Annotated in this window: 23 protein-coding genes; 22 read left to right on the top strand and 1 reads right to left on the bottom strand. The window is 52.7% G+C overall.

Annotated elements, in window-relative coordinates; genetic code table 11:
• Positions 1 to 9: 9 nt before the first annotated feature.
• The 18 genes from KZ483_RS16470 (at position 10) to KZ483_RS16385 (ending at position 20076) form a co-directional block, all read left to right on the top strand.
• Positions 10 to 309: a YciI family protein gene (locus KZ483_RS16470; RefSeq protein ID WP_220348543.1), complete on the top strand. Its 300-nt coding sequence runs from the start codon at positions 10 to 12 to the stop codon at positions 307 to 309.
• A gap of 162 nt (positions 310 to 471) precedes the next feature.
• Positions 472 to 1017: a helix-turn-helix domain-containing protein gene (locus tag KZ483_RS16465; RefSeq protein ID WP_220348542.1), complete on the top strand. Its 546-nt coding sequence runs from the start codon at positions 472 to 474 to the stop codon at positions 1015 to 1017.
• Between the two features lie 29 nt (positions 1018 to 1046).
• Positions 1047 to 2138 carry a M24 family metallopeptidase gene (locus KZ483_RS16460; RefSeq protein ID WP_220348541.1) on the top strand — a complete coding sequence of 364 codons (1092 nt, stop codon included), beginning with the start codon at positions 1047 to 1049 and terminating at the stop codon, positions 2136 to 2138.
• A gap of 194 nt (positions 2139 to 2332) precedes the next feature.
• Positions 2333 to 3406: a M24 family metallopeptidase gene (locus KZ483_RS16455; protein ID WP_220353488.1), complete on the top strand. Its 1074-nt coding sequence runs from the start codon at positions 2333 to 2335 to the stop codon at positions 3404 to 3406.
• A 72-nt stretch (positions 3407 to 3478) separates the two neighbouring features.
• Positions 3479 to 4675, top strand: coding sequence for an NAD(P)/FAD-dependent oxidoreductase (locus tag KZ483_RS16450; protein ID WP_220353487.1), 1197 nt, complete (start codon positions 3479 to 3481; stop codon positions 4673 to 4675).
• Positions 4672 to 5673: a proline racemase family protein gene (locus tag KZ483_RS16445; RefSeq protein WP_220348540.1), complete on the top strand. Its 1002-nt coding sequence runs from the start codon at positions 4672 to 4674 to the stop codon at positions 5671 to 5673. The genes KZ483_RS16450 and KZ483_RS16445 overlap by 4 nt, the downstream gene beginning before the upstream one ends.
• A 30-nt stretch (positions 5674 to 5703) precedes the next feature.
• Entirely contained in the window at positions 5704 to 6714 is a 1011-nt protein-coding gene (locus KZ483_RS16440; RefSeq protein WP_220348539.1) for a proline racemase family protein, read from the top strand.
• A 29-nt stretch (positions 6715 to 6743) separates the two neighbouring features.
• Entirely contained in the window at positions 6744 to 7622 is an 879-nt protein-coding gene (locus tag KZ483_RS16435) for a dihydrodipicolinate synthase family protein (protein WP_220348538.1), read from the top strand.
• 47 nt (positions 7623 to 7669) lie between these two features.
• A complete protein-coding gene (locus KZ483_RS16430) occupies positions 7670 to 9112 on the top strand; it encodes an aldehyde dehydrogenase family protein (protein ID WP_220348537.1) in 1443 nt (480 codons plus the stop codon).
• Positions 9113 to 9120: 8 nt separating this feature from the next.
• Positions 9121 to 9399 carry a (2Fe-2S)-binding protein gene (locus tag KZ483_RS16425; protein WP_220348536.1) on the top strand — a complete coding sequence of 93 codons (279 nt, stop codon included), beginning with the start codon at positions 9121 to 9123 and terminating at the stop codon, positions 9397 to 9399.
• On the top strand, positions 9396 to 9731 hold the full coding sequence (locus KZ483_RS16420; RefSeq protein WP_220348535.1) for a (2Fe-2S)-binding protein: 336 nt from the start codon (positions 9396 to 9398) through the stop codon (positions 9729 to 9731). Before KZ483_RS16425 ends, KZ483_RS16420 begins: the two co-directional genes overlap by 4 nt.
• Complete coding sequence (locus KZ483_RS16415; protein WP_220348533.1) at positions 9728 to 10978, top strand: NAD(P)/FAD-dependent oxidoreductase; 1251 nt, start codon at positions 9728 to 9730, stop codon at positions 10976 to 10978. The genes KZ483_RS16420 and KZ483_RS16415 overlap by 4 nt, the downstream gene beginning before the upstream one ends.
• An 84-nt stretch (positions 10979 to 11062) precedes the next feature.
• Positions 11063 to 12613, top strand: a complete 1551-nt coding sequence (locus KZ483_RS16410; protein ID WP_220348531.1) for a response regulator transcription factor — start codon at positions 11063 to 11065, stop codon at positions 12611 to 12613.
• Positions 12614 to 12625: 12 nt separating this feature from the next.
• Positions 12626 to 14449 (top strand): sensor histidine kinase, encoded by a 1824-nt coding sequence (locus KZ483_RS16405; protein WP_220348529.1) that lies wholly within the window; start codon positions 12626 to 12628, stop codon positions 14447 to 14449.
• Between the two features lie 128 nt (positions 14450 to 14577).
• Positions 14578 to 15966, top strand: a complete 1389-nt coding sequence (locus KZ483_RS16400) for an ABC transporter substrate-binding protein (protein ID WP_220348528.1) — start codon at positions 14578 to 14580, stop codon at positions 15964 to 15966.
• A gap of 72 nt (positions 15967 to 16038) precedes the next feature.
• Positions 16039 to 16926, top strand: coding sequence for a carbohydrate ABC transporter permease (locus KZ483_RS16395; protein WP_220348526.1), 888 nt, complete (start codon positions 16039 to 16041; stop codon positions 16924 to 16926).
• 6 nt (positions 16927 to 16932) lie between these two features.
• The gene (locus KZ483_RS16390) at positions 16933 to 17763 is read left to right on the top strand and encodes a carbohydrate ABC transporter permease (protein WP_220348524.1); all 831 of its coding nucleotides are present in this window, start codon (positions 16933 to 16935) and stop codon (positions 17761 to 17763) included.
• Between the two features lie 12 nt (positions 17764 to 17775).
• Positions 17776 to 20076: a glycoside hydrolase family 127 protein gene (locus KZ483_RS16385; protein WP_220348522.1), complete on the top strand. Its 2301-nt coding sequence runs from the start codon at positions 17776 to 17778 to the stop codon at positions 20074 to 20076.
• A gap of 78 nt (positions 20077 to 20154) precedes the next feature.
• Here the strand turns inward: KZ483_RS16385 and KZ483_RS16380 are convergent, their stop codons facing one another.
• Entirely contained in the window at positions 20155 to 20361 is a 207-nt protein-coding gene (locus KZ483_RS16380; protein WP_220348520.1) for a DUF1657 domain-containing protein, read from the bottom strand.
• Positions 20362 to 20760: 399 nt separating this feature from the next.
• Here KZ483_RS16380 and KZ483_RS16375 point away from each other — a divergent pair, with 399 nt between their 5' ends.
• The 4 genes from KZ483_RS16375 (at position 20761) to KZ483_RS16360 (ending at position 23775) form a co-directional block, all read left to right on the top strand.
• The gene (locus KZ483_RS16375; protein ID WP_220348519.1) at positions 20761 to 21621 is read left to right on the top strand and encodes a DUF421 domain-containing protein; all 861 of its coding nucleotides are present in this window, start codon (positions 20761 to 20763) and stop codon (positions 21619 to 21621) included.
• 14 nt (positions 21622 to 21635) lie between these two features.
• Complete coding sequence (gene spoVAC / locus KZ483_RS16370; RefSeq protein WP_220348518.1) at positions 21636 to 22103, top strand: stage V sporulation protein AC; 468 nt, start codon at positions 21636 to 21638, stop codon at positions 22101 to 22103.
• A gap of 25 nt (positions 22104 to 22128) precedes the next feature.
• A complete protein-coding gene (gene spoVAD, locus KZ483_RS16365) occupies positions 22129 to 23139 on the top strand; it encodes a stage V sporulation protein AD (protein WP_220353486.1) in 1011 nt (336 codons plus the stop codon).
• A 99-nt stretch (positions 23140 to 23238) separates the two neighbouring features.
• Positions 23239 to 23775 carry a YhcN/YlaJ family sporulation lipoprotein gene (locus tag KZ483_RS16360; protein WP_220348517.1) on the top strand — a complete coding sequence of 179 codons (537 nt, stop codon included), beginning with the start codon at positions 23239 to 23241 and terminating at the stop codon, positions 23773 to 23775.
• Positions 23776 to 23789 lie beyond the last annotated feature (14 nt).

Here is a 23789-nt window from a genome sequence, read left to right as displayed (position 1 = left end):
TGGAGAACAATGTATATTGTGCTGCTTTCATACATAAAGCCTTTGGAAGAAATCGAAGCGCTGCTGTCTGTGCACGTACAATTTCTTGACGAACAGTACAAGCAGAAGAAATTTATTTTTTCCGGCCCCAGAAATCCCCGAATCGGCGGCGTGATCGTCGCCAATATTCAGTCAAAGGATGAGCTGAATGCGATCCTGCAGAAGGATCCTTTCCATATGCAAAAAGCAGCCGATTACGAGATCATCGAATTTACTCCGACCAAATATGATCCGCGTTTATCCGTCATTATGACTGAAACGCATTCATAACGAAGCTTCATATGCGGCGGCTGTTCCCGGTTTTCAACGGGGGCAGCCGTCGTTTTATTTTGAGAAGGAAACGTGAATATATGGGGAGAGAATTGACGGTTGAATAATGTTTCTTTACAATAAATCGTGTTGAACGATATGAAAATAAAAGGATAGATCATTGTGGAACTGGGAAGTAAAATCAGAAAAATCAGGAAAGAGCAGAACAGGAGTCTTGACGATATCGCAGGTGTCTGCGGTTTTACGAAAAGTCTGCTGTCCAAAATCGAGAACGGAAAAACGGTACCTCCTATCGGAACGCTTATCAAAATAGCGGAGGCGCTGGGAACCAAGATTTCTCTCCTGCTGGATGACAGTGACCAAGGCGGGACGGTTCATACGACTGGTGAAATGAACATCAAGAAGATGATCAAGACGGATAAAGGCTATTCGTTCTCGGCTATGGCTGTAGAGCGGCCGGACAAGCTGATGCAGCCTTTCTTCTTCATCGCCAAGAAAGGCAAGACGCACAAAAGGACGCTTTCGCATGTAGGCGAGGAGTTTATTTATGTCCTGGAAGGAAAAATGATTTATAAAGTCGGCAATGTCGAATATACATTGAATTCGGGAGACAGTCTGTACTTCAACTCGTTCGAGGACCATACGTATAGCCTTATTACAGACGAAGTGAGATACATATCGGTATTCTGTTCGAATTCAAAAGCGTAAGAACCATTCATAAGGAAAAGGTGATGGCCGTGAACGATCGGATCCTGAAGCTCGGCGATTATATGGAACAAACGCTGCTGGATGCCATATTGATTACGTTTCCGCTGCATGTCTATTATCTGACCGGTTATCGGAGTGATCCGCATGAACGGTTTCTCGGCTTGGTGCTGCAGCGCGGTGACGAGCCCTTTATGCTTGTACCGGAATTGGATCTGGAAGCGGCGCAAGCGTCCTCCAGTGTGAAACGTATATTCACCCACGGCGATACCGAAGATTCGTATGAAATTCTGAAGGGCCTTGCGGGCGGGGCCATCAAGCGGCTGGGCATTGAGAAGGGCTGTATGTCGGTTCATAGCTATGAACGTTTGGCAGGGAGCGTTAAAGCTCATGAGTATGTCTCGGTCGATCAAGCTATGCGCGAGATGAGGGCGGTAAAGACACCGGATGAAATGGTGTTGATCAGGCAAACCGTCCGTATGGTAGAGGATGTATTGAGCGCCGTAGTAGCCAAGGTAAAACCAGGTATGACGGAAATTGAGATCGCTGCAGAGCTTGAGTATGCTATGAGAAAATCAGGCGCCGAAGGCCCAGCTTTTGCAACCACGGTACTCTCGGGCGAGAAATCCGCGATGCCGCACGGCACAACCGGAACGCGCAAGGTGGGGCGGGGAGAGCTGCTTTTGTTCGACCTCGGCGTATATGCGGGCGGTTATATGTCCGATATTACCCGCACTTTCGCAGTCGGGGACATTTCCGATAGCTTGAAGACCGTATACGATACGGTGCTTCAGGCGAATTTGCGCGGAATCGAAGCGGTCCGTCCCGGCGTACGGATGTCCGATGTAGATCAAGCGGCCAGGCGGTATATTGAGGACCAGGGGTACGGCGCATATTTCACGCACCGACTCGGCCATGGATTGGGCCTGGAAATTCACGAATATCCGTCTGTTCATGGCAAGAACACGGATGTGCTGCGCGAAGGCATGGTCATGACGATCGAGCCCGGCATTTATCTGACGGGCATTGGGGGCGTGCGGATCGAGGATGACATCGCAGTTACATCCACCGGGGTCGAGGTGCTGACCGCGTACCCGAAAGAACTGACGGTGATCGGAGAGTAATATATATTTGAGCCTGTTTCCGAGCAATTGGAACAGGCTTTTTTGTTGCCGGCACCCTTTTGAAAATGTCCAAGCTTGACTGAACAATGTGATTGACAGATTCAACAAGGTTGAACTAAACTAAAAAAAGTAAACCATAATTCAACTTACATCTGCCATTACCGATCAGATTTCTGGTAGAAAGGATGATCATGATGGAACAAAACCGCCTGCTCCAGGTGCGAAGCAAGCTGGAGGCCTGCGGCTTGGATGCGCTGCTGGTGACATCCCCGGCAAACCGGCGATATTTGACCGGCTTTACGGGTTCATCGGGAGCGGTATTGATTTCAAGCGGCCGCGCGATTCTCATCACCGATTTTCGGTATACGAAGCAGGCGTCGGAGCAAACAACGGCATACGAGGTCATTCAGCAGGGCCCGAAGCTTGAGGAAATGATTCATGAATTATTGAGGAATATTCAGGCGAGCAAGCTCGGATTTGAGCAGAATGGACTGAATTACGGCGTCTATGCGTCATACCGGGATCAATTGACCGATATCGAAATGGTGCCGACCAAGGATTTTGTAGAAACGATTCGGGCGATTAAAGACGCATCGGAACTGAGCGCCATACAGCAGGCGGTCGAAATAACCACAAGTGCTTTCGATCAGATTACGAGTATTATGAAGCCGGGCGTGACCGAGCAGGACATATCGGCGGAGCTTGAGTATTTCATGCGCAGGAAGGGCGCTTCCTCTTCCGCTTACAGCACAATAGTCGCATCAGGCGAACGTTCCGCCCTGCCCCATGGAGTAGCAAGCGGCAAAGCGCTGCAAGCGAACGAGTTCGTCACGCTGGATTTCGGCGCGCTGTATGAAGGCTACTGCTCGGATTTGACGCGCACCGTGTTTATCGGCGCTCCAAGCGACAAGCAGAAGGAGATTTATCGAATCGTGCTGGAAGCCAACCGCGCGACGCTTGCCGGAATTAAACCTGGGATGACAGGCAGGGAAGCGGATTCGCTGGGCAGAGATTTGATAGCCGGATACGGGTACGGCGATTATTTCGGGCACGGTTTAGGACACGGCTTCGGACTCGAAATACACGAACCGCTCCGTCTTTCGCAGTCAAGCCGGGATGTGCTGGAGCCAGGTATGGTATTGACCGTTGAGCCCGGCATCTATATTCCCGGATTCGGGGGAGTGCGGATCGAGGACGACATTCTCATCACCGAGACGGGAATCGAAGTTCTGACGGCATCAGCCGATAAAGAGCTTATTCTTCTCTGACAAGTATGCTGCATTAGTTGGGAGTAACGTTCAGAAGATGGTACTCGGAAGGAAAGAAGTGATGTGCGGTATATGAGATCGGGTACGGCGGACGTAATCATCATTGGCGGCGGAATTATCGGGATGGCGATCGCCTACTATACGGCCAAACTCGGCATGGATGTCGTGGTCGTCGAGAAGGGCGAAATATCGGGCGGAACCTCCTCCCGCTGCGACGGCAATATTTTGGCGATTGACAAGGATCCGGGGTTCGATAGTCAAATGTCTCTGAAATCGCAGCAGCTGATTGCCGAATTGGTCCATGAGCTGGATGAGGAATTCGAATACCGCGCTCCGGGCAGCATCCTCGTCTGCGAGAGCGAGGAGGAGATGGTTGCGGCAGAACGCTGGGTGTCCCGCCAGCAGTCGGCAGGACTGCCCTTCCGGATGCTGGACCGTAAGGAGCTGCGGGATGAATGGCCGCACATGGCGGACGATTTGCTCGGGGGTCTGGAGTGCGCGACCGATTCCACAGTGAACCCGGTGCTGCTTACCTACGCGCTGGCCGCGACCGCTAGGCGGCTGGGCGCCAGGATGCTGACGCATACGGCTGTGACTTCCATTCTGCTTGACGGCAATCGCAAGGTGCGGGGCGTAGAGACCGAAGGCGGCAGCATAAAGGGAAACATCGTCATAAACGCTGCGGGCGTGTGGTCCAAACAGGTCTGCCGGATGGTTGGAATCGATATCCCGGTGGAACCGCGCAAAGGACATATACTCGTTTCAGCACGCACGCAGAACATCGGACGGCGCAAAGTGATGGAATTCGGTTATTTGATCAGCAAGTTCGGCGGCAAGCGGAAGGTGGACGAGGATATTGAGAAATACGGCGTCGCTCTGGTGTTCGAACCTACGGCTTCGCAGAATTTTCTGATCGGCAGCAGCCGCCAATTCGTCGGCATGGACACCCGCGTCGATCAGCATGTGATCCGCCTGATCGCGAAGCGGGCGATCCGCTTCTTCCCGGTGATCGAGCATATACCGATGCTGCGCACTTATTCGGGGCTGCGCCCGTGGACGCCGGACCATCTGCCGATCGTTTCTTCCGTCGATGAGGTCCCCGGACTGTACATCGCGGCCGGTCATGAAGGAGACGGCATAAGCCTCGCAGCGGTTACCGGCAAAGTAATAAGCGAAATGCTGAGCGCAAGCCCGGTGTCCATACCGACCGAACCGCTAAGGTATGACCGGTTTCGCGGCGGGAGCGGGCATCAGGAGGTCGTCATATGAAGCTGTCCAAGCTCATTTCGACTATCGATACGCACACGGGCGGCAACCCGACCCGGACGGTCATGAGCGGCGCTCCCAAGCTCAGCGGACGCACGATGACGGAGAAGATGATGGATATGTCAGCCAATCATGACGATTTCCGGCGGGCGCTCATGTACGAGCCGAGGGGACACGAAGTGATGTCAGGCTGTATCCTTACAGAGCCTTGCGATCCGACCGCGGATATCGGAGTCGTGTTCATTGAGACCGGCGGATATCTGCCCATGTGCGGGCATGATACGATCGGCCTCTGTACCGCTTTGATCGAGGGAGGCATTTATCCGGCGGATAAAGACACGCTTCGTCTGGATACGCCGGCGGGTCTCGTCGACGCGAAGCTGGAAATTGTGGACGGTAAGGTCAAAGAGGTCACCTTCAAAAACATCCCGTCCTTCTTGTATAAAAAGGACGTATCGGTCACCATTGACGGACTCGGGGATATTACTCTTGATATTGCCTACGGAGGCAACTTCTACGGCATTATCGACGCAAGGCCGCTGAACATTGAACTGCTTCCGCATAACGCCTCCGAGATCATACGCAAAGCAATCCGGATACGCGAAGCGGTTAATTCCTGCGTTGAGGTCGTCCATCCGGAGATTCCCGTCATTCGAGGCATGACGCATGTGGAATTTTACAGCGACCCGCTCTCTTCACTGGCGCACTGCCGGAATGCCGTTGTCGTTCCTCCGGGCGGCATCGACCGTTCGCCGTGCGGCACGGGAACCTCTGCGAAGGCGGCCGTGCTGTATGCCAAAGGCGAGCTCCGGTTCGATGAGGAGTTCGTGCATGAAAGCATCGTCGGATCGGTGTTCAGGGCCAAAGTGATCGAAGAAACGAAGGTAGGCGATCTGCCCGCCGTCGTTCCGCAAATATCCGGTTCGGCGTGGGTGACCGGGTTCCATCAATTTGTGATCGACCCGAGAGACCCGCTGAAGGACGGATTTTTCCTGTTATGATACTTGATGCCCGTTAAGGGAGGCGCAGCGATGCAGTTGAGCAAATGGTTTACGGCCGTTGACGCACACTCGGGCGGCCAGCCGCTGAGGATAATAACTTCGGGCGTACCGCATCTGCGGGGGGATACTCAGCTGCAGAGATCGCAGGAATTCGGGCAGGGCTGCGATTCCATACGCAGACTGCTGATGTCCGAGCCGCGGGGCCATCACGGTATGGCAGGGTGTTTCGTGACGCAGCCGGCCAGCGGGGACGCAGAGCTTGGTTTATTGTTTATGGATAACGGGGGGATGAGCCCGATGAGCGGGCATGGTATCATAAGCGCCGTAACCGCATTGATCGGCTCCGGACAGCTTGCGCCCGGTGAAGCGGATTCGGCTATTCGGATCGATACTCCGGCAGGCCTGATTGCAGCATACGCCAACTTCGAAGGTTCGGAGGTGCATTCGGTATCCTTTCACAATGTGCCTTCGTTTGTATATGCAAAGGATGTTCCTGTTGCACTGCACGGGCTTGAGTTTACGGTAGATATCGCCTTCGGAGGGGCGTTTTACGCCATTGTTGAAGCCGGAGAGCTGGGGGGTGTCCGCCTGCAAGAAAGCGAGCTGCCGGTTCTGCAGAGCTGGGGCAGGGATATTAAACAATACCTCGAGATGGGCTTGAATGTTCGGCATCCGCTTATACCTGAATTGGAAGGCATCCATGGGGTTGTTATCGCAGATTCGACGACCGGACATATGGACCGCCGATACCGTAACGTTACTGTGCTCGCGGGCGGTCAATTCGACCGCTCGCCTGGCGGAGCCGGTGTCTGTGCGCTGATGGCGTCGCTTGCCGGCCAAGGGAAGCTGGGGGCCGAAGACACATCGTACCATGAAGGTATAGTCGGTACGCAAATTACAGCAAGGATCACAGCGGAAACAACGGTAAAGGACTACCCTGCAATTGTTCCGCTGGTCACCGGAACGGCTTATATTATTGGCTTCCTGCAGTTTGTCGTCGATCCGACCGACCCGCTTGCGGAAGGGTTTCTGCTTTGTTAATAAGTTTAATGATGAGAGGGGAAGAGCGGATGACGCATTTTGAAGGTGTATATGTGGCAATGGTTACACCGTTTACGGATGCTTATGAGGTGGACTACAAGCGGCTCAGGGAGCTGTGCGACCGGTTAATCTCAGGCGGCGTAGACGGCCTCGTTCCCACCGGTTCGCTTGGCGAATACGCGACATTGTCGGGCGAAGAGCGTGCGAAGGTTGTCGAAACCGTTATTGAAGCGGCAGCAGGCAGGGTTCCGGTTGTCGTCGGCACGGCAGCACCGTCGACAGAGCAAGCCGTCGGTTGGGTAAGGCACGCCAAAGCTGCGGGGGCTGCGGGAGTGATGGCTCTGCCGCCTATCAATTACAAGCCGCTCAGGCATGAGGTTATCGCCCATTTCGAAGCGCTGTCGGAAGTGGGATTGCCGATCGTCGCCTATAACAATCCGCATGATTATAAAGTCGATCTCACTCCCGATTTTCTTGCCGAATTATCGCGGATCGAGAACATAGTAGCCGTTAAGGAATTTTCCGGCGATATCCGCCGAATCCATGACATTCTGGAGAAAACCGGTCTTGAGGTAATGGTCGGGGTCGACGATCTTGCGATGGAGGGTCCTTTGTTCGGCGCAACTGGCTGGATCTCGGGAGTTCCGAACGCGCTGCCTCAGGAAGGGGCTCAGCTGTTCAGATTGGCCAGGGAAGGCAGGCTGAAGGAAGCGCTGCCGCTGTATCGCCGCCTGCTTCCATTGTTCCACTATGATGCGAGTCCGCAGCTTGTACAGTCGATCAAATATATGATGGAATTATCCGGATTTCCGGTGGGACCGACGCGGCCTCCAAGACTGCCGCTTCCGGCCGCCGATTATGAGGCGATCAAACAAGCTTTCGAATACGCGGCTGTAAGCCGGATATGATATAAGCCACTTTAGATACTGAGCTTAATACGGGGAGGTACTTGAAGATGGAAAGCAGAAACTGGATCGGAGGCGACTGGGTCGCTCCGAGCGCAGGGGAAATTGTCGTAAAGAATCCTTCGAACGTTGGGGAACAGGTAGGCGTTCTTCGCCTCTCGGATTCATCGTCCGTCATGGAGGCAGAGCAAGCGGCGCGCAGGGCATTCGCTTCCTGGTCGGCCCTGACGGGAGCAGCGCGCGGGGAGGCGTTGTACAAAATCGCGGCTAAGCTGGAGGAGCGGCTTGGCGAGATCGCGACCTTGGCGAGTATGGAAATGGGCAAGCCGATTACGGAAATGCGCGGGGAAGTCATGCGGGGGGTAAACCTGCTGCGGTATTACGCCGCAGAAGGCGTCCGGGCAAACGGCAGCGTCATTCCTTCTAACGAAGCCGATGTTCTGCAATATACAAAACGGGTTCCGCTCGGGGTGGTCGGTATAATAACACCTTGGAATTTCCCTGTTGCCATTCCGATCTGGAAAATCGCCCCCGCACTCATATGCGGCAACACCGTGATTTGGAAGCCGGCGGAATTCGGCTCGCTGACGGCTTCGCGACTGACTGAAGTGTTTGCCGAAGCCCAGCTCCCCGCCGGCGTTCTGAATCTGGTGATCGGCAAAGGCAGCCGGATCGGCGATGCTCTGCTAAACCAAACCGAACTAAATGGCGTCAGTTTTACCGGCTCTACGGCAACCGGTCTGCACGTTGCAGGATGCTGCGCGAAGAGAAACATCAAGTACCAGACGGAAATGGGCGGCAAGAACGCGGCAGTGGTGCTGAAGGATGCCAATCTGGAGAAGGCGGTGCCCATGATTATGAGCGGCGCGTTCCGCTCTGCAGGCCAGAAATGTACGGCGACAAGCAGAGTCATTGTCGAACGGGCGATCTATGAGCCGTTCATCCACGCTTTGCGTAAAGCGGTGTCCGCCGTCAAGCTTGCGCCGGCTCTCGATCCGTCGGCCTATCTGGGGCCGGTCGCTTCGGCGGGACAATACGAGACGGTTATGTCCTATGTAAGATTGGCGCGCGAGCAGGCGGATATCGTGGCCGAAGGGGAAGGCTTCGCGGAGGTGAACGACGGATACTTCATAAGGCCGCTGGTGGCTGCCGGGGTTGACGCCGATCACCCGCTATTGCAGGAAGAAATCTTCGGTCCGCTTGTCTCCGTGCTGCAGGCTGAAGATTTCGAAGAATCGATCGAACTCTGCAACAAGACCGTGTTCGGACTTAGCGCGTCATTGTTCACGCAGGACCTCTCCAATGCGCACCGCTTTCTCCAGGAAGCGCAGGCCGGGATGGTCCGGGTCAATCAGGAGACGGCCGGCGTCGAATACCAGGCGCCGTTCGGCGGCATGAAGCTGTCCAGCTCTCACACCCGCGAGCAGGGACAGTCGGCTCTGGATTTCTACTCCGAGGTCAAGACCTGCGCAATCAGCTTTGCCCGGTCGTAGAGCCCTGTATGATGCAGACATCAATAATCGTTTGCCGCTGCGAGGAAGTGACGATCGGGCAGCTTGAGGATGCTTACCGCTCGGGAATGTGCACAGCCCGCCAATTGAAGTTGAAAACAAGAGCCGGAATGGGAGCGTGTCAGGGCAGGGTATGCCGCCGGCTCGTCGAAGCATGGATCGGGGAATTAGTTCCCGGCAAGACGCAGCATGACATTGAGCTGCTCTCGCACCGTCCGCCAATTCGTCCGATAACGTTCGGACAGCTAGCAAAGGGTGAAGAGACATGAATTCCAACCGGATATTGAATCATCCGATTTTGGGTCCCGGGCCTGATAGGGAATCAGTGTCATTCATGTTTAATGGTGCCGGTATGAAGGGCTTACGGGGCGAGCCGATAGCTGCCGCCTTATTGGCTGCCGGCATCCGGATGCTCAGAAGGCATGAGGAGTCCGGCAACCCGAGAGGGTTCTACTGCGCCATCGGCCACTGCATGGAATGCAGGGTGGACGTTGAGGGGCTTGGACAGGTGCGCGCCTGCCTCACTCCGCTCGAGGATGGGATGCATATATCCGAAGGTAAGCAGCTGTCCAATGAAATTACAGGGAGAATGCTGCCATGAACCATAAACCGCAGCTGCAGCCGCAATCGCAGAAGGATCTTATTGTCGTAGGGGCCGGTCCGGCCGGGTTATCGGCGGCAGCAGTCGCGGCAAGTCACGGCCTGCGTGTGGCGGTTGTCGACGAATTCCCAGAGCCCGGCGGACGCCTGCCGGGGCAATTTCACGAAGAGCGGGGTAAAGGCTGGTGGATCGGCAGGCATTTGGCGGCTGAGCTTATCGAGGAAAACAGGCGTTCGGGCGTCGAAATACGCTGCGGCGTTTCCGTCTACGGTATCCTGCAGAAGGAGGATAAGTGGGAGGTTTCGACTTCCCTTGGCAAAATGACCGCTCCATATGTCCTTCTCGCCACAGGTGCGGCCGAAGCCCCGATACCGGCCGACGGCTGGACGCTTCCCGGAGTCATGTCGATCGGCGCGGCGCAGGTCATGACGAACGTTCATTATGTGAAGCCGGGGGAACGGGGGATCATTATCGGAGTGAACGTGCTCGCCATGGCGATTGCCAGGGAACTGGCGGTAAGCGGCGTCAATCTGGCGGGAATCGTGCTTCCCGCCGCAGGGCCGTTCTCCGGGAAATCCGCCCTTCCGGAGACGAATTTGCAGCTGCTTATGAATCTGTCTCATCTGGCTCCGTCGGCATTTATGCGTTACGGCGGGCAGCTGGCCAATGCGATGAAGCTTTCACGGCTCATTGTGAAATGGTTTCCAGGGAAAGGCGTCAACGTATGGGGTATCCCTGTCCGGCTGCGTACAGCCGTCGTTTCCATTAATGGAGTGGGCCGTGTCGAATCCGTCACTCTGACCCAAGTGAACGATGACGGTTCACCGGTTCCGGGCAGCGAACGTGAAGAGCCCGTAGACTTCGTCGCATTGGCAGGCGGATTATATCCGCTGGCCGAGCTGGCATCGGTTGCTGGCTGCCCCTTTATTCACGTACCAGAGCTGGGCGGATACATCCCTGTTCACAGCGAGCAAATGCGGACGCCGGTGAAGGGATTGTATGTGGCAGGCAATATAACCGGTGTGGAAAGCGCTCTCGTCGCAGCCGCTCAGGGCAGGCTGGCGGCGGCATCGATCTGCAGCGATTCCGGAGCGTCCGGAGAAGAAGGGGAGAGGTTTGTCTTAACAGCAGAGGCGGAAGTTCACCGGGTCCGCTCCTCTGCACTAATTCAATTTCATCCGGGGATCGCGGAGGCAAGGCGCAGCGTATACCGGTTGTGGCGGGAAACGATGACAGCCGAGAGATGACAGAAAGTGGGAGAACCGCCCGCGGTTTTCCCTTTTCCATTATTAGAGCCGTACAATTCTATACTCTGGCGAGGGGTGAAAACGATGTTCAGCGTGTTAGTTGTCGACGACGAGCCCAGACATCGGAGAGGGCTGACCCTCCTGATCAAAGAATTGAGACCCGAGTATCGAATCTATGATGCGAAAGACGGTGCGGAGGCCATTCGGTGTATAGATTCCAATCTCATCGATATTATCATCACCGATATCCAAATGCCGACGATGAACGGGCTGCAGCTTATGGAAAGCCTTGGTTCGCGCTGCAAGGAAATGAGCATTGTTATCCTCAGCGCGTACTCAAACTTCGAATATGCGCAAAAAGCGGTCCGATTGGGGGCATTCGACTATCTGCTCAAGCCGGTGGGGGAATCGAAGGTCGAACAGATTCTGAAGGATATCGAGAACAAGGTGAAAGCCGAAAGTGCGGAAAACTGCGATGTACTCATGGCTAAGCTGCTGCGGGGTACGATTACGGACAATGAGCTTAAACGTTTGCACTTCTTGTTTCCGCCGGGCGGGCGAGGGATCGTGCTGGTTGCCGAGATCGGTTTTCAGCGTTCGGGGGATGCCGACCCTCAGTCAGCCGCAGACGAGGAGCGGGTTCGGCAGGAAGTGAAAAACAATTTGCAGCGAATCCTTGCCGATTATGGACAGCATGCGGCATTCTTTCTTCCCGACAACATCGACCGAATCGTAACTGTAATAAGTACCCCCGAGCAGCAAGCCCCTTTCCCAGCCCCGGCCCATGCGGCACGGCTGAACGAATTTATTCGCAGCATGTCTGCCGAATACGGCATCGAGGTTACCATCGGAGCCGGCACCGAATTCAAGCAAATGCAGTCGGAGGCTGGGCATTCATATAAGCTTGCGGTTAATGCGCTCCGGTGCAAATTTTATACCGGCGGCGGAAGAGTCGTTTGCGGCCGGGAAATGGATATGAAGCGCAAGCTTACAGCGGTAAAAATTGATCCGCGACGTTTGGCGGAAGCCTTGCTGCAAGCGGATAAAGCACGTGTCACGTATGTTATCGACGCTTCGATTTCCCGCAGCTTTACGGACGGCTATCCCAACCCCGAACGGTTTGTTTACAGCTTCGCCAATGCCGTCATGCATTCGATCGCGCTTTATGAGGAGAAGCTGAAGGCGCTGCTGGCGCCGGATTTCACCGACGAGCTTATGCAATGCAAGGATATCGGGCAGCTGAGAGACACTGCCATTCGGATGCTGCATGGCATGATCGATATGCTTCGCGGCGGCAGAGGTAAACGGAACGAAGCGGTTATCGAAGCGTGTAAAGCTTATATCGAAGAGCATTTTGCTGATGAGCTGTCCCTGGGCTTCCTCGCCCGTAAATTCCACTTCAACGCCTCCTATTTCTGTCTGCTTTTTAAGAACCATACTCAAACGAATATCAGCGACTATATTTTGAAAATCCGGATGCGCAGAGCGGAGCACTTATTGTTAAACACCAGCAGGAAAATTTATGAAATCGCCAAAATGGTCGGCTATCAGGATGTGAAATATTTTACCCGCTTATTCAGAAAAGAGTATGGGGCGGCGCCGGATGAGTACCGACACCGGACCGTGAGCCAATAAAGGATGAAGCTCATGAGGATCAGCTACACCCGCTCCCGGCTATCAAGAATGCGCCATCCGAGCTTCAGAACAAAGCTTCTGGTATCCTATATGATTCTGATTATCGTTCCGCTCGGCATTATGGGCTACAAATACTACTGGGCCAGTATGGACTTTGTATCCGAGTTCGCCAGGCAAAACATCCACTCCATCGTCAAGCAAAATAATGAAATGATCGATGCGGAGCTCTCCCGCATTACGGACAGCTCCTTGGCGATGATCGCCGACCAGGATCTGTTCAAGGAATTTCTGAACGCCAGGCAGGGCGACGAATACAGGATGATCACCATGGAAAAGAACATTAGGCGCATCGAAAGCAAGTATTTCTCGGAATTCAACAATATTTATTCCGTCCATCTTATAACCGGCTATGCCAATTTCGGTTCTTCCCAGGTTATTCCATACGCCGCTTTCAAAAGCACGCAGCTTTACCGGGAAGCTATGAGGATGGACGGCGGGCTTTCATGGATCCCCTCCTACGACTTTGCGGATATGTTTCACAGCGATTATTTGAAATCGGCAAGCATCGATTACCGGTACCTGTTTTCTGCGGTCCGGCTCCTGAAGCTGTTCCAACTGGACGGCAATGATATGACTCCGCTTGAAGGCAGGGCGGAGCTTCCCGTACTTGTCGTGAATTACCAGCCCGATCTGTACCTGGATGTGTTCGAGAACAGCCTCCCTGTCAAAGGGGCTTCGTTCTTCGTGACCAGTAAAGAAGGCGATATTATCGCTCACAGCGACAAGAATAAGATCGCTGCCCGGGAAACGCCGGAATGGTTGGACGATATGGCCCGACGAGGAAGCGGCTCGCTTGTGATTTCAAGCGGGGGCAAGCCGATGATCGTCTGTTTCGACACCTCTCGTGTCACGGGCTGGATATCCGGAATCGTCATCTCGCCTGAGGAGCTGATGAGCTCGTTCATTCCGACTATCAGGTCATATACGTTTTATCTTGCGGTTATATTGGTCGCCGCCTCGCTCCTGTTTGCGTTTCTGTTTGCCGAATCGATAACCAAACCGGTCAAGAAGCTGCTTCAGGCGATCAAAAAGGCGGGGGAAGGCGACTTTGAAACAAAAATTCCAATAAACAACAAAAGCGAAATGGGATATTTGATCAGTAAGTTTAATCAAATGAGCGCGAAAATCAAAATATTGATCGAGGAAAATTATAAAGTGGCCATTCGCGAGAAAGAAGCGGAAATTATGGCGCTTAACATTCAATTGAATCCTCATTTTCTGTATAACACGCTGAATGTTATCAATTGGATGGCGCTTGAAAATAAACAGAAGGAAATCAGCCGAATGCTGATCAGCTTATCCTCCATGCTTCAATATACATCGCAAAATCAGCACGATATCGGCGAATTCGGTGCCGATTTGGAGTGGCTGCGGAATTATATCTATATTATCGATAACCGTTTCGAAGGTAAATTCACCGTTGCCTTCGAGATAGAGCCGGAGCTGTACAAGTATAAGGTGCCCAAGCTGTTCCTCCAGCCTTTTGTGGAAAATGCGATTATCCACGGATTTTCCGGCATCGAAAGCGGTGGGGAAATCCGCATTCGCGGATGGATCGAAGATGGTGATCGGTACTTTGCCGTCGAAGATAACGGAAGAGGGATCAGCAGCGGCAAGCTGAGGGAGATCGCAGCCAGCGGACAGGATTCAATCGGCATTCAAAATGTAAACAAAAGAATCAAGCTGATCTATGGCGACGGCTACGGAGTCCGTATCGATTCGCTGGAGGGACAAGGCACAATCGTCATCATCACACTTCCAGGCACAAACCTATAAAAATCGTCCACCTTTACAAAAATGTTCGACTATATGACAGGCCGGTTGTTGTACTACACTTATTAATGTGAATATTCAGTAAATTTTCCCGGGCGGTTTTAAAACATTTTCAGGGGAGGAAGATGTGAATGGCTCACGTTAAACGGTATTGGACGATTGCCTTGTCTACATGTGTCATTGCTGTCTTACTGCTGACCGGATGCTCAGCGGGAAGTAACAATGGGGGGAATAGTGCGGATAACCCGGCAGGGGCAGCGGCCGAGGGAAAGGAAACCATCACGCTCAAGTTTGCATTCTGGGGCGATACGATTGAGAAGAAGACCGTAACGGAAGCGCTCAAGGCATTTGAAGCCAAGCATGAAGGGATCAAGGTCGAGCCGCTGCACATTCCTTCCGACTATACGACGAAAATTACTACGATGGTCGCAGGCAACGTTGCTCCGGACCTCGGTTACATGCCGGCGGGAACGGCCTTGGCATGGGCTGAAGATGGAAAGCTGCTAAACCTCAATCCCTTGATTGAAGCGGATTCCGACTTCAGAAAGGAAGATTATCTGGATCAGGTTTGGTACAACTGGGCCCCTGACAAGACGCTCGGTATGAGTACGGCTGTTGAAGGCTACGGCATCATGTATAACAAGGACATGCTGCTGGAGGCCGGAGTGGAGCTGCCGCCGACGAAAGCGGCCGACGCATGGGACTGGGATAAATTCCTTGAGGTAGCGAGAAAGCTGACAATAGATGAGAATGGGAACAATGCGTTATCCCCCAATTTCGATCCGAAGAAAATAAAGCAGTTCGGTTTTCAATACGATCCCTATAACATGATGGCCGCTGTCGTATCCAATGAGGGCAATTATCTGACTCCCGACGGCAAAGGCTTCGGACTGGCTCAGCCTGAGGCGATCGAGGCGATTCAGAAGCTCGCCGATTTGATGTACAAATATCATGTGTCACCGACCCCGCTGCAGACCAAGAGCTTACCCGATATGGCCTTGCAGACCAAGAGGGTTGCGATAACCGTATCAGGGAACTGGGGGTTGCAGGCATTCGCCGAACAGGACTTCAACCTGGGAGTAGGCGTGCTGCCGAAGCTGAAAATTAGTAATACCTTGTCCGACGGTGCTCCGACCGTCATCTTCGGCTCAACCAAGCATCCGAAAGAGGCCTGGCTGTTGTACAAATGGATGGCCGACCCGGAATCGACCCTGCCGCTTCATGCGGGCGGACTGTGGATGCCGCTCAAGAAAGAGTGGTACACGAACCCCGAATTGGTTGCGAAATGGGCGAAGGGCAATAAAGCTCATCCGGAAGGCTATGTGGATGCCTTTATGAAACAGACGATGGAGAATGGCGTCCGCACACCAGGCTTCGAAGTGAAGAACCTGGCGAAGATCAGCGCGCTGGTTACGCCTGCTCTTGATAAAGTATGGACAGGGAAAGAGACGGCGGAGACCGCTCTGAAAGCGGTCGAACCGCAGGTGCAGCCGCTCATTCAAGGCTACTACGGCAAATAAGCCGGTTCCTGCAGCAGCGTCCGGCAGTACTGCTGCAGGCTTCCCGGCTCACGTCCGTCGAGGAGGGATTCCATGATCGGCAAGCACCGCGCCATCGTTGGCATATTGTTCGCGCTGCCGAGCATACTCGGGCTGCTGCTGTTCACGGCTTTACCGATGCTCAGCAGCTTCGTGCTCAGCTTTACCGACTATCGTACGGTAAATACGCCGAAATTTATCGGCTTCGGCAACTATACCCGTTTATTTGACGGCACCGACCCTTATTTTTACAAATCGCTGTGGGTGACATTCAAGTATGTCATCCTGCGGGTACCGATCGGTCTGGCCATGTCGTTCCTGGTTGCGCTGCTGCTGAATCAGGATTTTATTAAAGGAAAATCCATATTCCGGACGATCTTCTATCTGCCGGTCATAGTTCCTGCCGTAGCCGCTTCGATGATATGGATTTGGCTGTTCAGCCCGGATCTCGGGCTGCTCAACAGCTTCCTGGAAGCTCTCCATTTGCCGACGATATTGTGGCTGGATTCGGAAGCGACGGTTATTCCTTCGATCGTCTTCATGAGCCTGTGGGGGATAGGCAGCACAGTAATTATTTTCCTGGCGGGACTTCAGGGCGTACCGCGCTCCTTGTATGAAGCGGCGACCGTCGACGGGGCCGGCGTTTTCCGGAAGTTTCGGGCCATCACGATACCGATGATGACGCCGATCATCTTCTTCAACCTCATTATGGGCTCGATCGGAGCGTTCCAGGTGTTCACCGAGGCGTTGATAATGACGCAGGGCGGACCCAACAATGCGAGCTTATTCTATAACTATTACATCTACCGGGAGGCGTTCCAGTTTGGAGAGATGGGCCACGCATCCGCTATTGCCTGGATATTGTTTATCATCATTCTGATTATCACCGGGATTTTCTTCAAAACCTCCAAATCATGGGTCTTCTATGAAAGCGAGGTATAGACGCATATGAAGAGGAAGAATGCTGCAGGTCAAATTGCTGTATACACGATTCTGATCATAGGCGCGTGTTTTTGCCTGCTTCCCTTGTTTTGGCTGGTCAGAAGCTCGTTCATGACATCGATGCAAATTTTCGAGATGCCGCCGGTATGGATTCCGGTTCCTTTCAAACTAAGCAATTATACGGAAGCTTTAACGACGGTCGATTTTGCAAGGTTTTTCCGGAATACCGCGTTCATTACCGTCTCATGCCTTATCGGCGCGCTCATCAGCAGCTCGGTCTCAGCTTACAGCTATGCAAGGCTGCAGTGGCCGGGAAGAAGGCTCATCTTCGCGCTGCTGCTCGCGAGTATGATGCTGCCGGGCGCGGTGACTCTCATTCCTACCTTTATCGGCTGGAAGCTGGCCGGGCTAATCAATACCTATTATCCTCTTATTCTGCCCGCCTGGTTCGGTTCGGCATTCGATATTTTTCTGCTCCGGCAATTTTACTCTACGATTCCGAGAGATTTGGATGAAGCAGCCTATGTGGACGGGGCGGGGCATCTGACGATTTACTGGAAGATTATCGTGCCTCTATCGAAACCGGCTTTGATCGTTATCGGATTATTCTCTTTCATGGGTTCATGGAATGACTTCATGGGGCCGCTCGTATACCTTAACGAAGAGAGCAAGTATACGGTAGCCTTGGGACTGCAGATGTTCCAGTCCCTTCACAGCGCGCAATGGAATCTGCTGATGGCAGCCTCGACAGTCGTTATTACACCGGTCATTATCGTCTTTTTTATCGGGCAGCGGTATTTTATTGAAGGTATCACATTAACGGGGCTTAAAGGATAAGGAGGACATAGTATGGCGGTGAATGTGAAAGCGGAAACAAAGGTTAAAGCGTTTGCTTTACAGGATGTGGCTGTTTTGGGCGGACCCTTCAAGCATGCAATGGACCTGAACGCCGCATATTTGCTTGAGCTTGAACCGGACCGGCTGCTGGCCCGGTTCAGGCAGTATGCCGGGCTGGAGCCGAAAGCGCCTCAGTACGAAGGATGGGAAGCGATGAGTCTATCGGGACATACGCTGGGCCATTACCTCTCTGCCTGCTCGATGCTCTTCGCGTCGATCGGAGATGCCCGGTTCAAAGCGCGTGTCGATTACATAACGGATGAGCTGGAGGTCTGCCAGGCCGCGCATGGCGACGGCTATGTATCGGGTATACCAGGAGGGAAAGAGATTTTCCTGGAGGTTGCTTCCGGCGATATCCGGTCGAAGGGCTTCGACTTGAACGGTGTATGGGCCCCGCTCTATACGGTGCATAAGCTGCTAGCCGGTCTTCGCGATGCGTTTCGCCTTACCGGTAATAATAAAGCGCTTGCGCTGGCGGCGAAACTGGCGGATTGGTACGAAACTATCTTCTCGCAGATTACCGAGCAGCAAATGGAAGAAATGATGATATGCGAGTACGGCGGCATGAACGAGGTGCTTGCGGATTTATATGCGGATACCGGTGAAGTGAAATATCTCAGCTTGGCCGAGCGCTTCTGGCACAAGCTCGTGCTGGATCCGCTTGCCGCGCACCAGGATTGCCTGCCCGGGAAGCATGCCAATACGCAGATTCCGAAGCTGATCGGACTCGCGAGAGAATATGAGCTTACCAGCGACGATAAACGCCGGGCTACCGCGGAATTTTTCTGGGACCGGGTCGTACATCATCATTCCTATGTAACCGGCGGTAACAGCTTCGGTGAATATTTTGCGGATGCGGACAGTCTGAACGATCGTCTCGGACCTCATACGACGGAAACATGCAACACCTACAATATGCTGAAGCTCACCAAGCATCTGTTCGAGTGGAACGGCTCCGCGAAGGAAGCTGATTATTACGAGCGTGCGCTCTATAATCATATACTGGCTTCGCAGGATCCCGTAGAGGGCGGCGTCTGTTATTTCGTATCCCTGGCTATGGGCGGCCAGAAGGTATTTGACGATAAATTCAATGATTTTACCTGCTGCATCGGCACGGGTATGGAGAATCACGCAAGCTACGGCAGCGCGATTTATTTCCACAGCGAGAACGAGCTCTATGTCAATCAATATATTCCTTCCTCGCTGGAATGGAAGGACCAAGGTGTAACAGTGCTTCAGCAGACGGATTATCCGGAGTCGGACAGGATTCTGTTTACGCTGTCATGCACGCAGCCGGTAAAGTTTACGATGAACATCCGGTATCCTTATTGGGCCGAGAACGGTATTGAGGTGGCAATCAACGGCGAACGGATTTTGATCGATAACGGGCCGGGCAGCTTTATCAAGCTCGACCGTACTTGGGCGGATGGCGATCAAATCGATGTAACCATACCGATGTCGCTGCGGCTTGAATCGATGCCGGACAACGCTAAGCGGGCTGCTGTCATGTTCGGCCCATTGGTGCTTGCAGGTGATCTGGGACCTCTGGACGACCCGGATGCCGGTAACTTCCTGTATACGCCTGTGATGATTCCAAGACAGGCCGCGCTGAATGATTGGCTTGCGCCTGTACCGGGAATGGCCAACACGTTCCGCACGATTAATGCCGGCCATCCACGGGATGTGCAGCTTTATCCGTTCTACCGAATGCATGCCAGAATGTACTCCGTCTACTGGGATTTCTTTACGAAAGAGGAATGGGCGTCGGCGGAGGAAGAGTATGTGATTGCCCGGGAAAAAATCCGGATTCTGGAGCAGTGTACAGTTGATTTCGTTCAACCGGGTGAAATGCAGCCTGAGCGCGATCATAACTTCCAGGGGGATACGACAACGAGAGTAGGAATAATCAATAAACGGGCTTATCGGAGCGCGGGCCAGGGCGGCTGGTTCTCCTTTGATATGAAAGTCGACCCTAAAGCCCAGGCCTTGCTTGTCGTCACCTATACGGCCGCTCAGGAAATGCCGGATTGCGAGTATGATATTCTTCTGGACGGCAGTCCGCTAACCGATGTCGAGACGGGATTTGACGAAGCGGATAAATTTTTTAACGTGAATTATATCATTCCCGAAACGATGATCCAGGGTAAAGAGACGGTTACCGTCACCTTCCAGGCTCATCCCGGACGACGGGTTCGAAGAGTGTTCGGCCTGCGTATGGTAGACAAGGAGCAGTATGAACGCATTCGCGGGTAATGAGTGAGAACGTAAAGCGGACATAACCGCCGAAAAAAGCAGCCATGTGCAGTTGATCATGGCTGCTTTTTGCCGATTTTAAAACCCTTTGTATTGCGGTTCCTCGTTTTCCAGCTGCTGGACGCGCGCTTGCACTTGCTGCACGATCTGTTCAGCCGATTGAGCCGCATTCGTGAACATCGTTTTCGCTTCCTGATTTTGAGTGCTTAGGGCGAACTGCTCCAGACTGGCTTGAGCACTTTTTAAGGAAGCCAGACATGTTTTGACATCGGATGCGACGGTCACGGGTATCACCTCCACGTTCTACCATTTGTCTAATGATTACCATAAATAAGTTATCCTTTTGAATGGAAACCATACGACCCATAAAATGGTAATCTATAAAAAACAGGAGAAAAATACATATAAATATGCAATTTGGGGATATTTATTTTGATCATACTGATCACATACATAGTGGGACTAGGAGTTGAACATCTTTGAAGCTGTTAATTCCGGGGACTGAGCCCCACAAGCCGAGACAGCCGGGTAAATGCCACCAATGCATATGGGGACGATGGGATGGATTGAAGCAGTTTTGCTCGAAAGTAGTATGCGTTAAAGAGCCGAAGTAATCATGGATCCGGCCATACGAGAGAGGTATGGCCGGATCCTAGCTAATTTAGGAATGGAGTTGTTGGTATTATGCCAGACTGGGCTGAAGTCGGTTTACGCACCCTGTTTGCCGTTGTATTTCTCTTTTTTTTGACAAGACTTTTGGGCAAACGCCAGGTATCGCAGCTCTCATTATTTGAGTACATTACCGGAATCACGATCGGCAACCTGGCCGCTTACATTTCATTGGATACGGATGCCAGCTGGGGGCTCGGTTTCATGGCTTTGGGGGTCTGGGTAACGGTCTCGCTCGCAATCGAGTTTTTCCAGCTGAAAACCAAACGGGGCCGGGATTTGCTTGAAGGTAAAGGTACTACGTTAATCAAGGACGGGAAAATTCTTGAGGACAATTTAAAAAACGAACGTCTTTCCACCGACGATTTGCTCGAACAACTGCGGGAAAAAAATGTTTTTAAAGCGGCCGATGTAGAATTTGCTCTGATTGAACCAAGCGGCGATATCAATGTACTTCTCAAGAAGGAACACCAACCGTTGACTGCAGCCCATCTTGGAATCAAAGTAGCGCCGGAGCAAGCGCCGCAAGCGATTATTATGGACGGTAAAATCATGAATGAACCGCTAGCCGCAAGCGGGTTTAGCCGTCAGTGGGTTCTCACCGAACTGGAGAAACTGGGCGTAGCCGTCGAGAATGTATTTCTCGGACAAGTCGATTCTTATGGACAATTATTCGTCGACCTGTTCGACGATCAGATTAAAGTTCCAGAACCGCAACTGAGGGCCTCGTTATTGGCTCAGCTCAAAAAGTGCGAAGCCGATCTTGAGATGTTCGGACTCTCGACAAAGGATAAACAAGCCAAGAGAATGTATGAACGGTGCTCCAAGGAACTGGAAAAATCAATTACGGAACTGAAACCGTACCTTACCCGGTAGGAGTTGGTGGGATTTTGGCAAACAACAAGAAGAAAAAGTTGACACCCGTTCAGCAGGAATACATCGAGCTGGCAAGCAGGAGAGAACCAAAACGCACTGTGCTTGCCAATTGCATCCGCGCTTTTTTGGTAGGCGGTTTGATTTGTTTAATCGGACAAGGGATACAGGATATGTTCGTCCACTTAGGAGGCTTTGAGAAAGAGAAAGCATCCAATCCTACTGTCGCGGTATTGATCCTGATATCGGTCATATTAACGAGTATAGGCGTCTATGACAAATTGGCGCAATGGGCGGGGGCCGGATCTGCCGTACCTGTCACGGGGTTCGCCAATTCCATGGCGTCTGCGGCTATTGAGCATAGAAGCGAGGGACTCGTGCTCGGCGTAGGCGGGAACATGTTCAAGCTTGCCGGAGCGGTTATTGTATTTGGAGCGGTTGCGGCCTTTATCGTCGGCATTCTTAAACTGATTTTTAATCCATGAACGGCAGGAGAGGTGAATCTGGATGATATTAAAAGGGCATCAGAGCTGGGTATTCAGAAACGAGCCCAAAATTATAGCCAAAGCGACCGTTGTCGGCCCGTTCGAAGGCCGCGGTCCGCTTGCCGACGATTTTGACATTATTCACGGGGACTCGACAATTGGACAGGACAGTTGGGAGAAAGCGGAGAAAACGATCCTCGAGGAAGCGGCGAAGCTGGCTATCGAGAATGCGGGATTAACGAAGGAGCAGGTCAATTTCTATGTCGGCGGCGACTTGATGAACCAAATTATCAGCAACAGCTTTGCGGCTCGAACTTTAACGATTCCATACCTCGGCGTATTCGGAGCGTGTTCGACTTCTATGGAAAGCCTGGCACTTGCCTCCTATATAGTCGATTCGGGCGGCGCGAAGCATGTGCTGGCCGGTACGTGCAGCCACAACTCAAGCGCGGAGAAGCAGTTCCGCTATCCGACGGAATACGGATCTCAGAAGCCGCCCACAGCCCAGTTCACGGTCACCGGCGCTGGAGCCGCTCTCGTGTCGCACGAAGGAAAAGGACCGGTAGTCACCTCGGCAACGATCGGACGAGTCATCGATATGGGCATTAAAGACCCGTTTAATATGGGCGCTGCCATGGCGCCTGCCGCAGTGGATACGATTCAGGCGCATTTTCGCGATTTGCAAATCGAGCCGGGTTATTATGATTTGATCGTAACCGGCGACCTTGCGAAGGTGGGGTATGAAATTGCCTGCGACTTGTTTGACAAGCATAAGGTGCCGATGCACCAAACAACATATGCCGACTGCGGAATGATGATATATGACTACAACACACAGATGGTCCAGTCGGGGGGCAGCGGCTGCGGCTGTTCGGCGGTCGTGACTTACGGCCATTTGTTGAACCGGATGCGCAGAGGGGCATTGAAACGCATTCTTGTCGTCGCCACCGGCGCCTTGCTCTCGCCGCTATCCTTTCAGCAAGGGGAGAGTATTCCGGGCATTGCGCATGCCGTGTCCATCGAAAGCCGGGAATGATCAGGCAAAGCTAGCCGTCTGGTAATGAACAGAATTTCTGTATGAATATTTAAACCTTGCCGCATAATAACATCAACTTACATATAGGAGTTGATTTGCATGCGAAGGAAAAAATACAGCCTTCTGGGCGCGGTAATGCTGATTGCCGCCGTATCGGTAATTTCCACCGGTTGTATGAACAACAATCCGGATAATCAGATGAGAACAAGACAAGCGCAAAACCAGGCACAGAACCAAGGTCAGAACCAGGCACAAAACCAAGGTCAGAACCAAGCACAAAACCAAGGGCAAACGAACCTCAATGAACGTATTCAAGTCGCCGATAAAGCGGCCGACAGCATCGTCCGGATAAGAGGCGTCAGGCAGGCGAACGTTCTGGTTACGAATCGTAATGCCTATGTAGCCGCTTTGATCGATACCAAGAAAGGACGTTTCAATGCCGCTATGGAAGCCGACATTGCGAGGCAGGTGCGGGCAACAGATCCGAATATCGACAACGTATATGTTTCAACCAATCCCGAGTTTATCGACCGGGTGAACGCGTATGTTATGGATGTACGACAGGGAAGACCGGTTACCGGGTTTTTCAAGGAATTTAATTTGATGGTCCAGAAAATGTTCCCGACCCGCCGATAATAACGAATTGGAAG

Source organism: Paenibacillus sp. sptzw28 (genome assembly GCF_019550795.1).
Taxonomy (GTDB): domain Bacteria; phylum Bacillota; class Bacilli; order Paenibacillales; family Paenibacillaceae; genus Paenibacillus_Z.
Note: the sequence above shows the minus strand (reverse complement) of the source record. Positions and strands in the feature narration are given on the sequence as shown.

Excerpts from the sequence above, each read along its gene's own strand:
- KZ483_RS16470 (WP_220348543.1), top strand. The coding sequence starts at position 10 with ATGTATATTGTGCTGCTTTCATACATAAAGCCTTTGGAAGAAATCGAA.
- KZ483_RS16455 (WP_220353488.1), top strand. The coding sequence starts at position 2,333 with ATGGAACAAAACCGCCTGCTCCAGGTGCGAAGCAAGCTGGAGGCCTGC.
- KZ483_RS16450 (WP_220353487.1), top strand. The coding sequence starts at position 3,479 with ATGAGATCGGGTACGGCGGACGTAATCATCATTGGCGGCGGAATTATC.
- KZ483_RS16445 (WP_220348540.1), top strand. The coding sequence starts at position 4,672 with ATGAAGCTGTCCAAGCTCATTTCGACTATCGATACGCACACGGGCGGC.
- KZ483_RS16440 (WP_220348539.1), top strand. The coding sequence starts at position 5,704 with ATGCAGTTGAGCAAATGGTTTACGGCCGTTGACGCACACTCGGGCGGC.
- KZ483_RS16435 (WP_220348538.1), top strand. The coding sequence starts at position 6,744 with ATGACGCATTTTGAAGGTGTATATGTGGCAATGGTTACACCGTTTACG.
- KZ483_RS16430 (WP_220348537.1), top strand. The coding sequence starts at position 7,670 with ATGGAAAGCAGAAACTGGATCGGAGGCGACTGGGTCGCTCCGAGCGCA.
- KZ483_RS16425 (WP_220348536.1), top strand. The coding sequence starts at position 9,121 with ATGATGCAGACATCAATAATCGTTTGCCGCTGCGAGGAAGTGACGATC.
- KZ483_RS16420 (WP_220348535.1), top strand. The coding sequence starts at position 9,396 with ATGAATTCCAACCGGATATTGAATCATCCGATTTTGGGTCCCGGGCCT.
- KZ483_RS16415 (WP_220348533.1), top strand. The coding sequence starts at position 9,728 with ATGAACCATAAACCGCAGCTGCAGCCGCAATCGCAGAAGGATCTTATT.
- KZ483_RS16410 (WP_220348531.1), top strand. The coding sequence starts at position 11,063 with ATGTTCAGCGTGTTAGTTGTCGACGACGAGCCCAGACATCGGAGAGGG.
- KZ483_RS16405 (WP_220348529.1), top strand. The coding sequence starts at position 12,626 with ATGAGGATCAGCTACACCCGCTCCCGGCTATCAAGAATGCGCCATCCG.
- KZ483_RS16400 (WP_220348528.1), top strand. The coding sequence starts at position 14,578 with ATGGCTCACGTTAAACGGTATTGGACGATTGCCTTGTCTACATGTGTC.
- KZ483_RS16395 (WP_220348526.1), top strand. The coding sequence starts at position 16,039 with ATGATCGGCAAGCACCGCGCCATCGTTGGCATATTGTTCGCGCTGCCG.
- KZ483_RS16390 (WP_220348524.1), top strand. The coding sequence starts at position 16,933 with ATGAAGAGGAAGAATGCTGCAGGTCAAATTGCTGTATACACGATTCTG.
- KZ483_RS16385 (WP_220348522.1), top strand. The coding sequence starts at position 17,776 with ATGGCGGTGAATGTGAAAGCGGAAACAAAGGTTAAAGCGTTTGCTTTA.
- KZ483_RS16375 (WP_220348519.1), top strand. The coding sequence starts at position 20,761 with ATGCCAGACTGGGCTGAAGTCGGTTTACGCACCCTGTTTGCCGTTGTA.
- KZ483_RS16360 (WP_220348517.1), top strand. The coding sequence starts at position 23,239 with ATGCGAAGGAAAAAATACAGCCTTCTGGGCGCGGTAATGCTGATTGCC.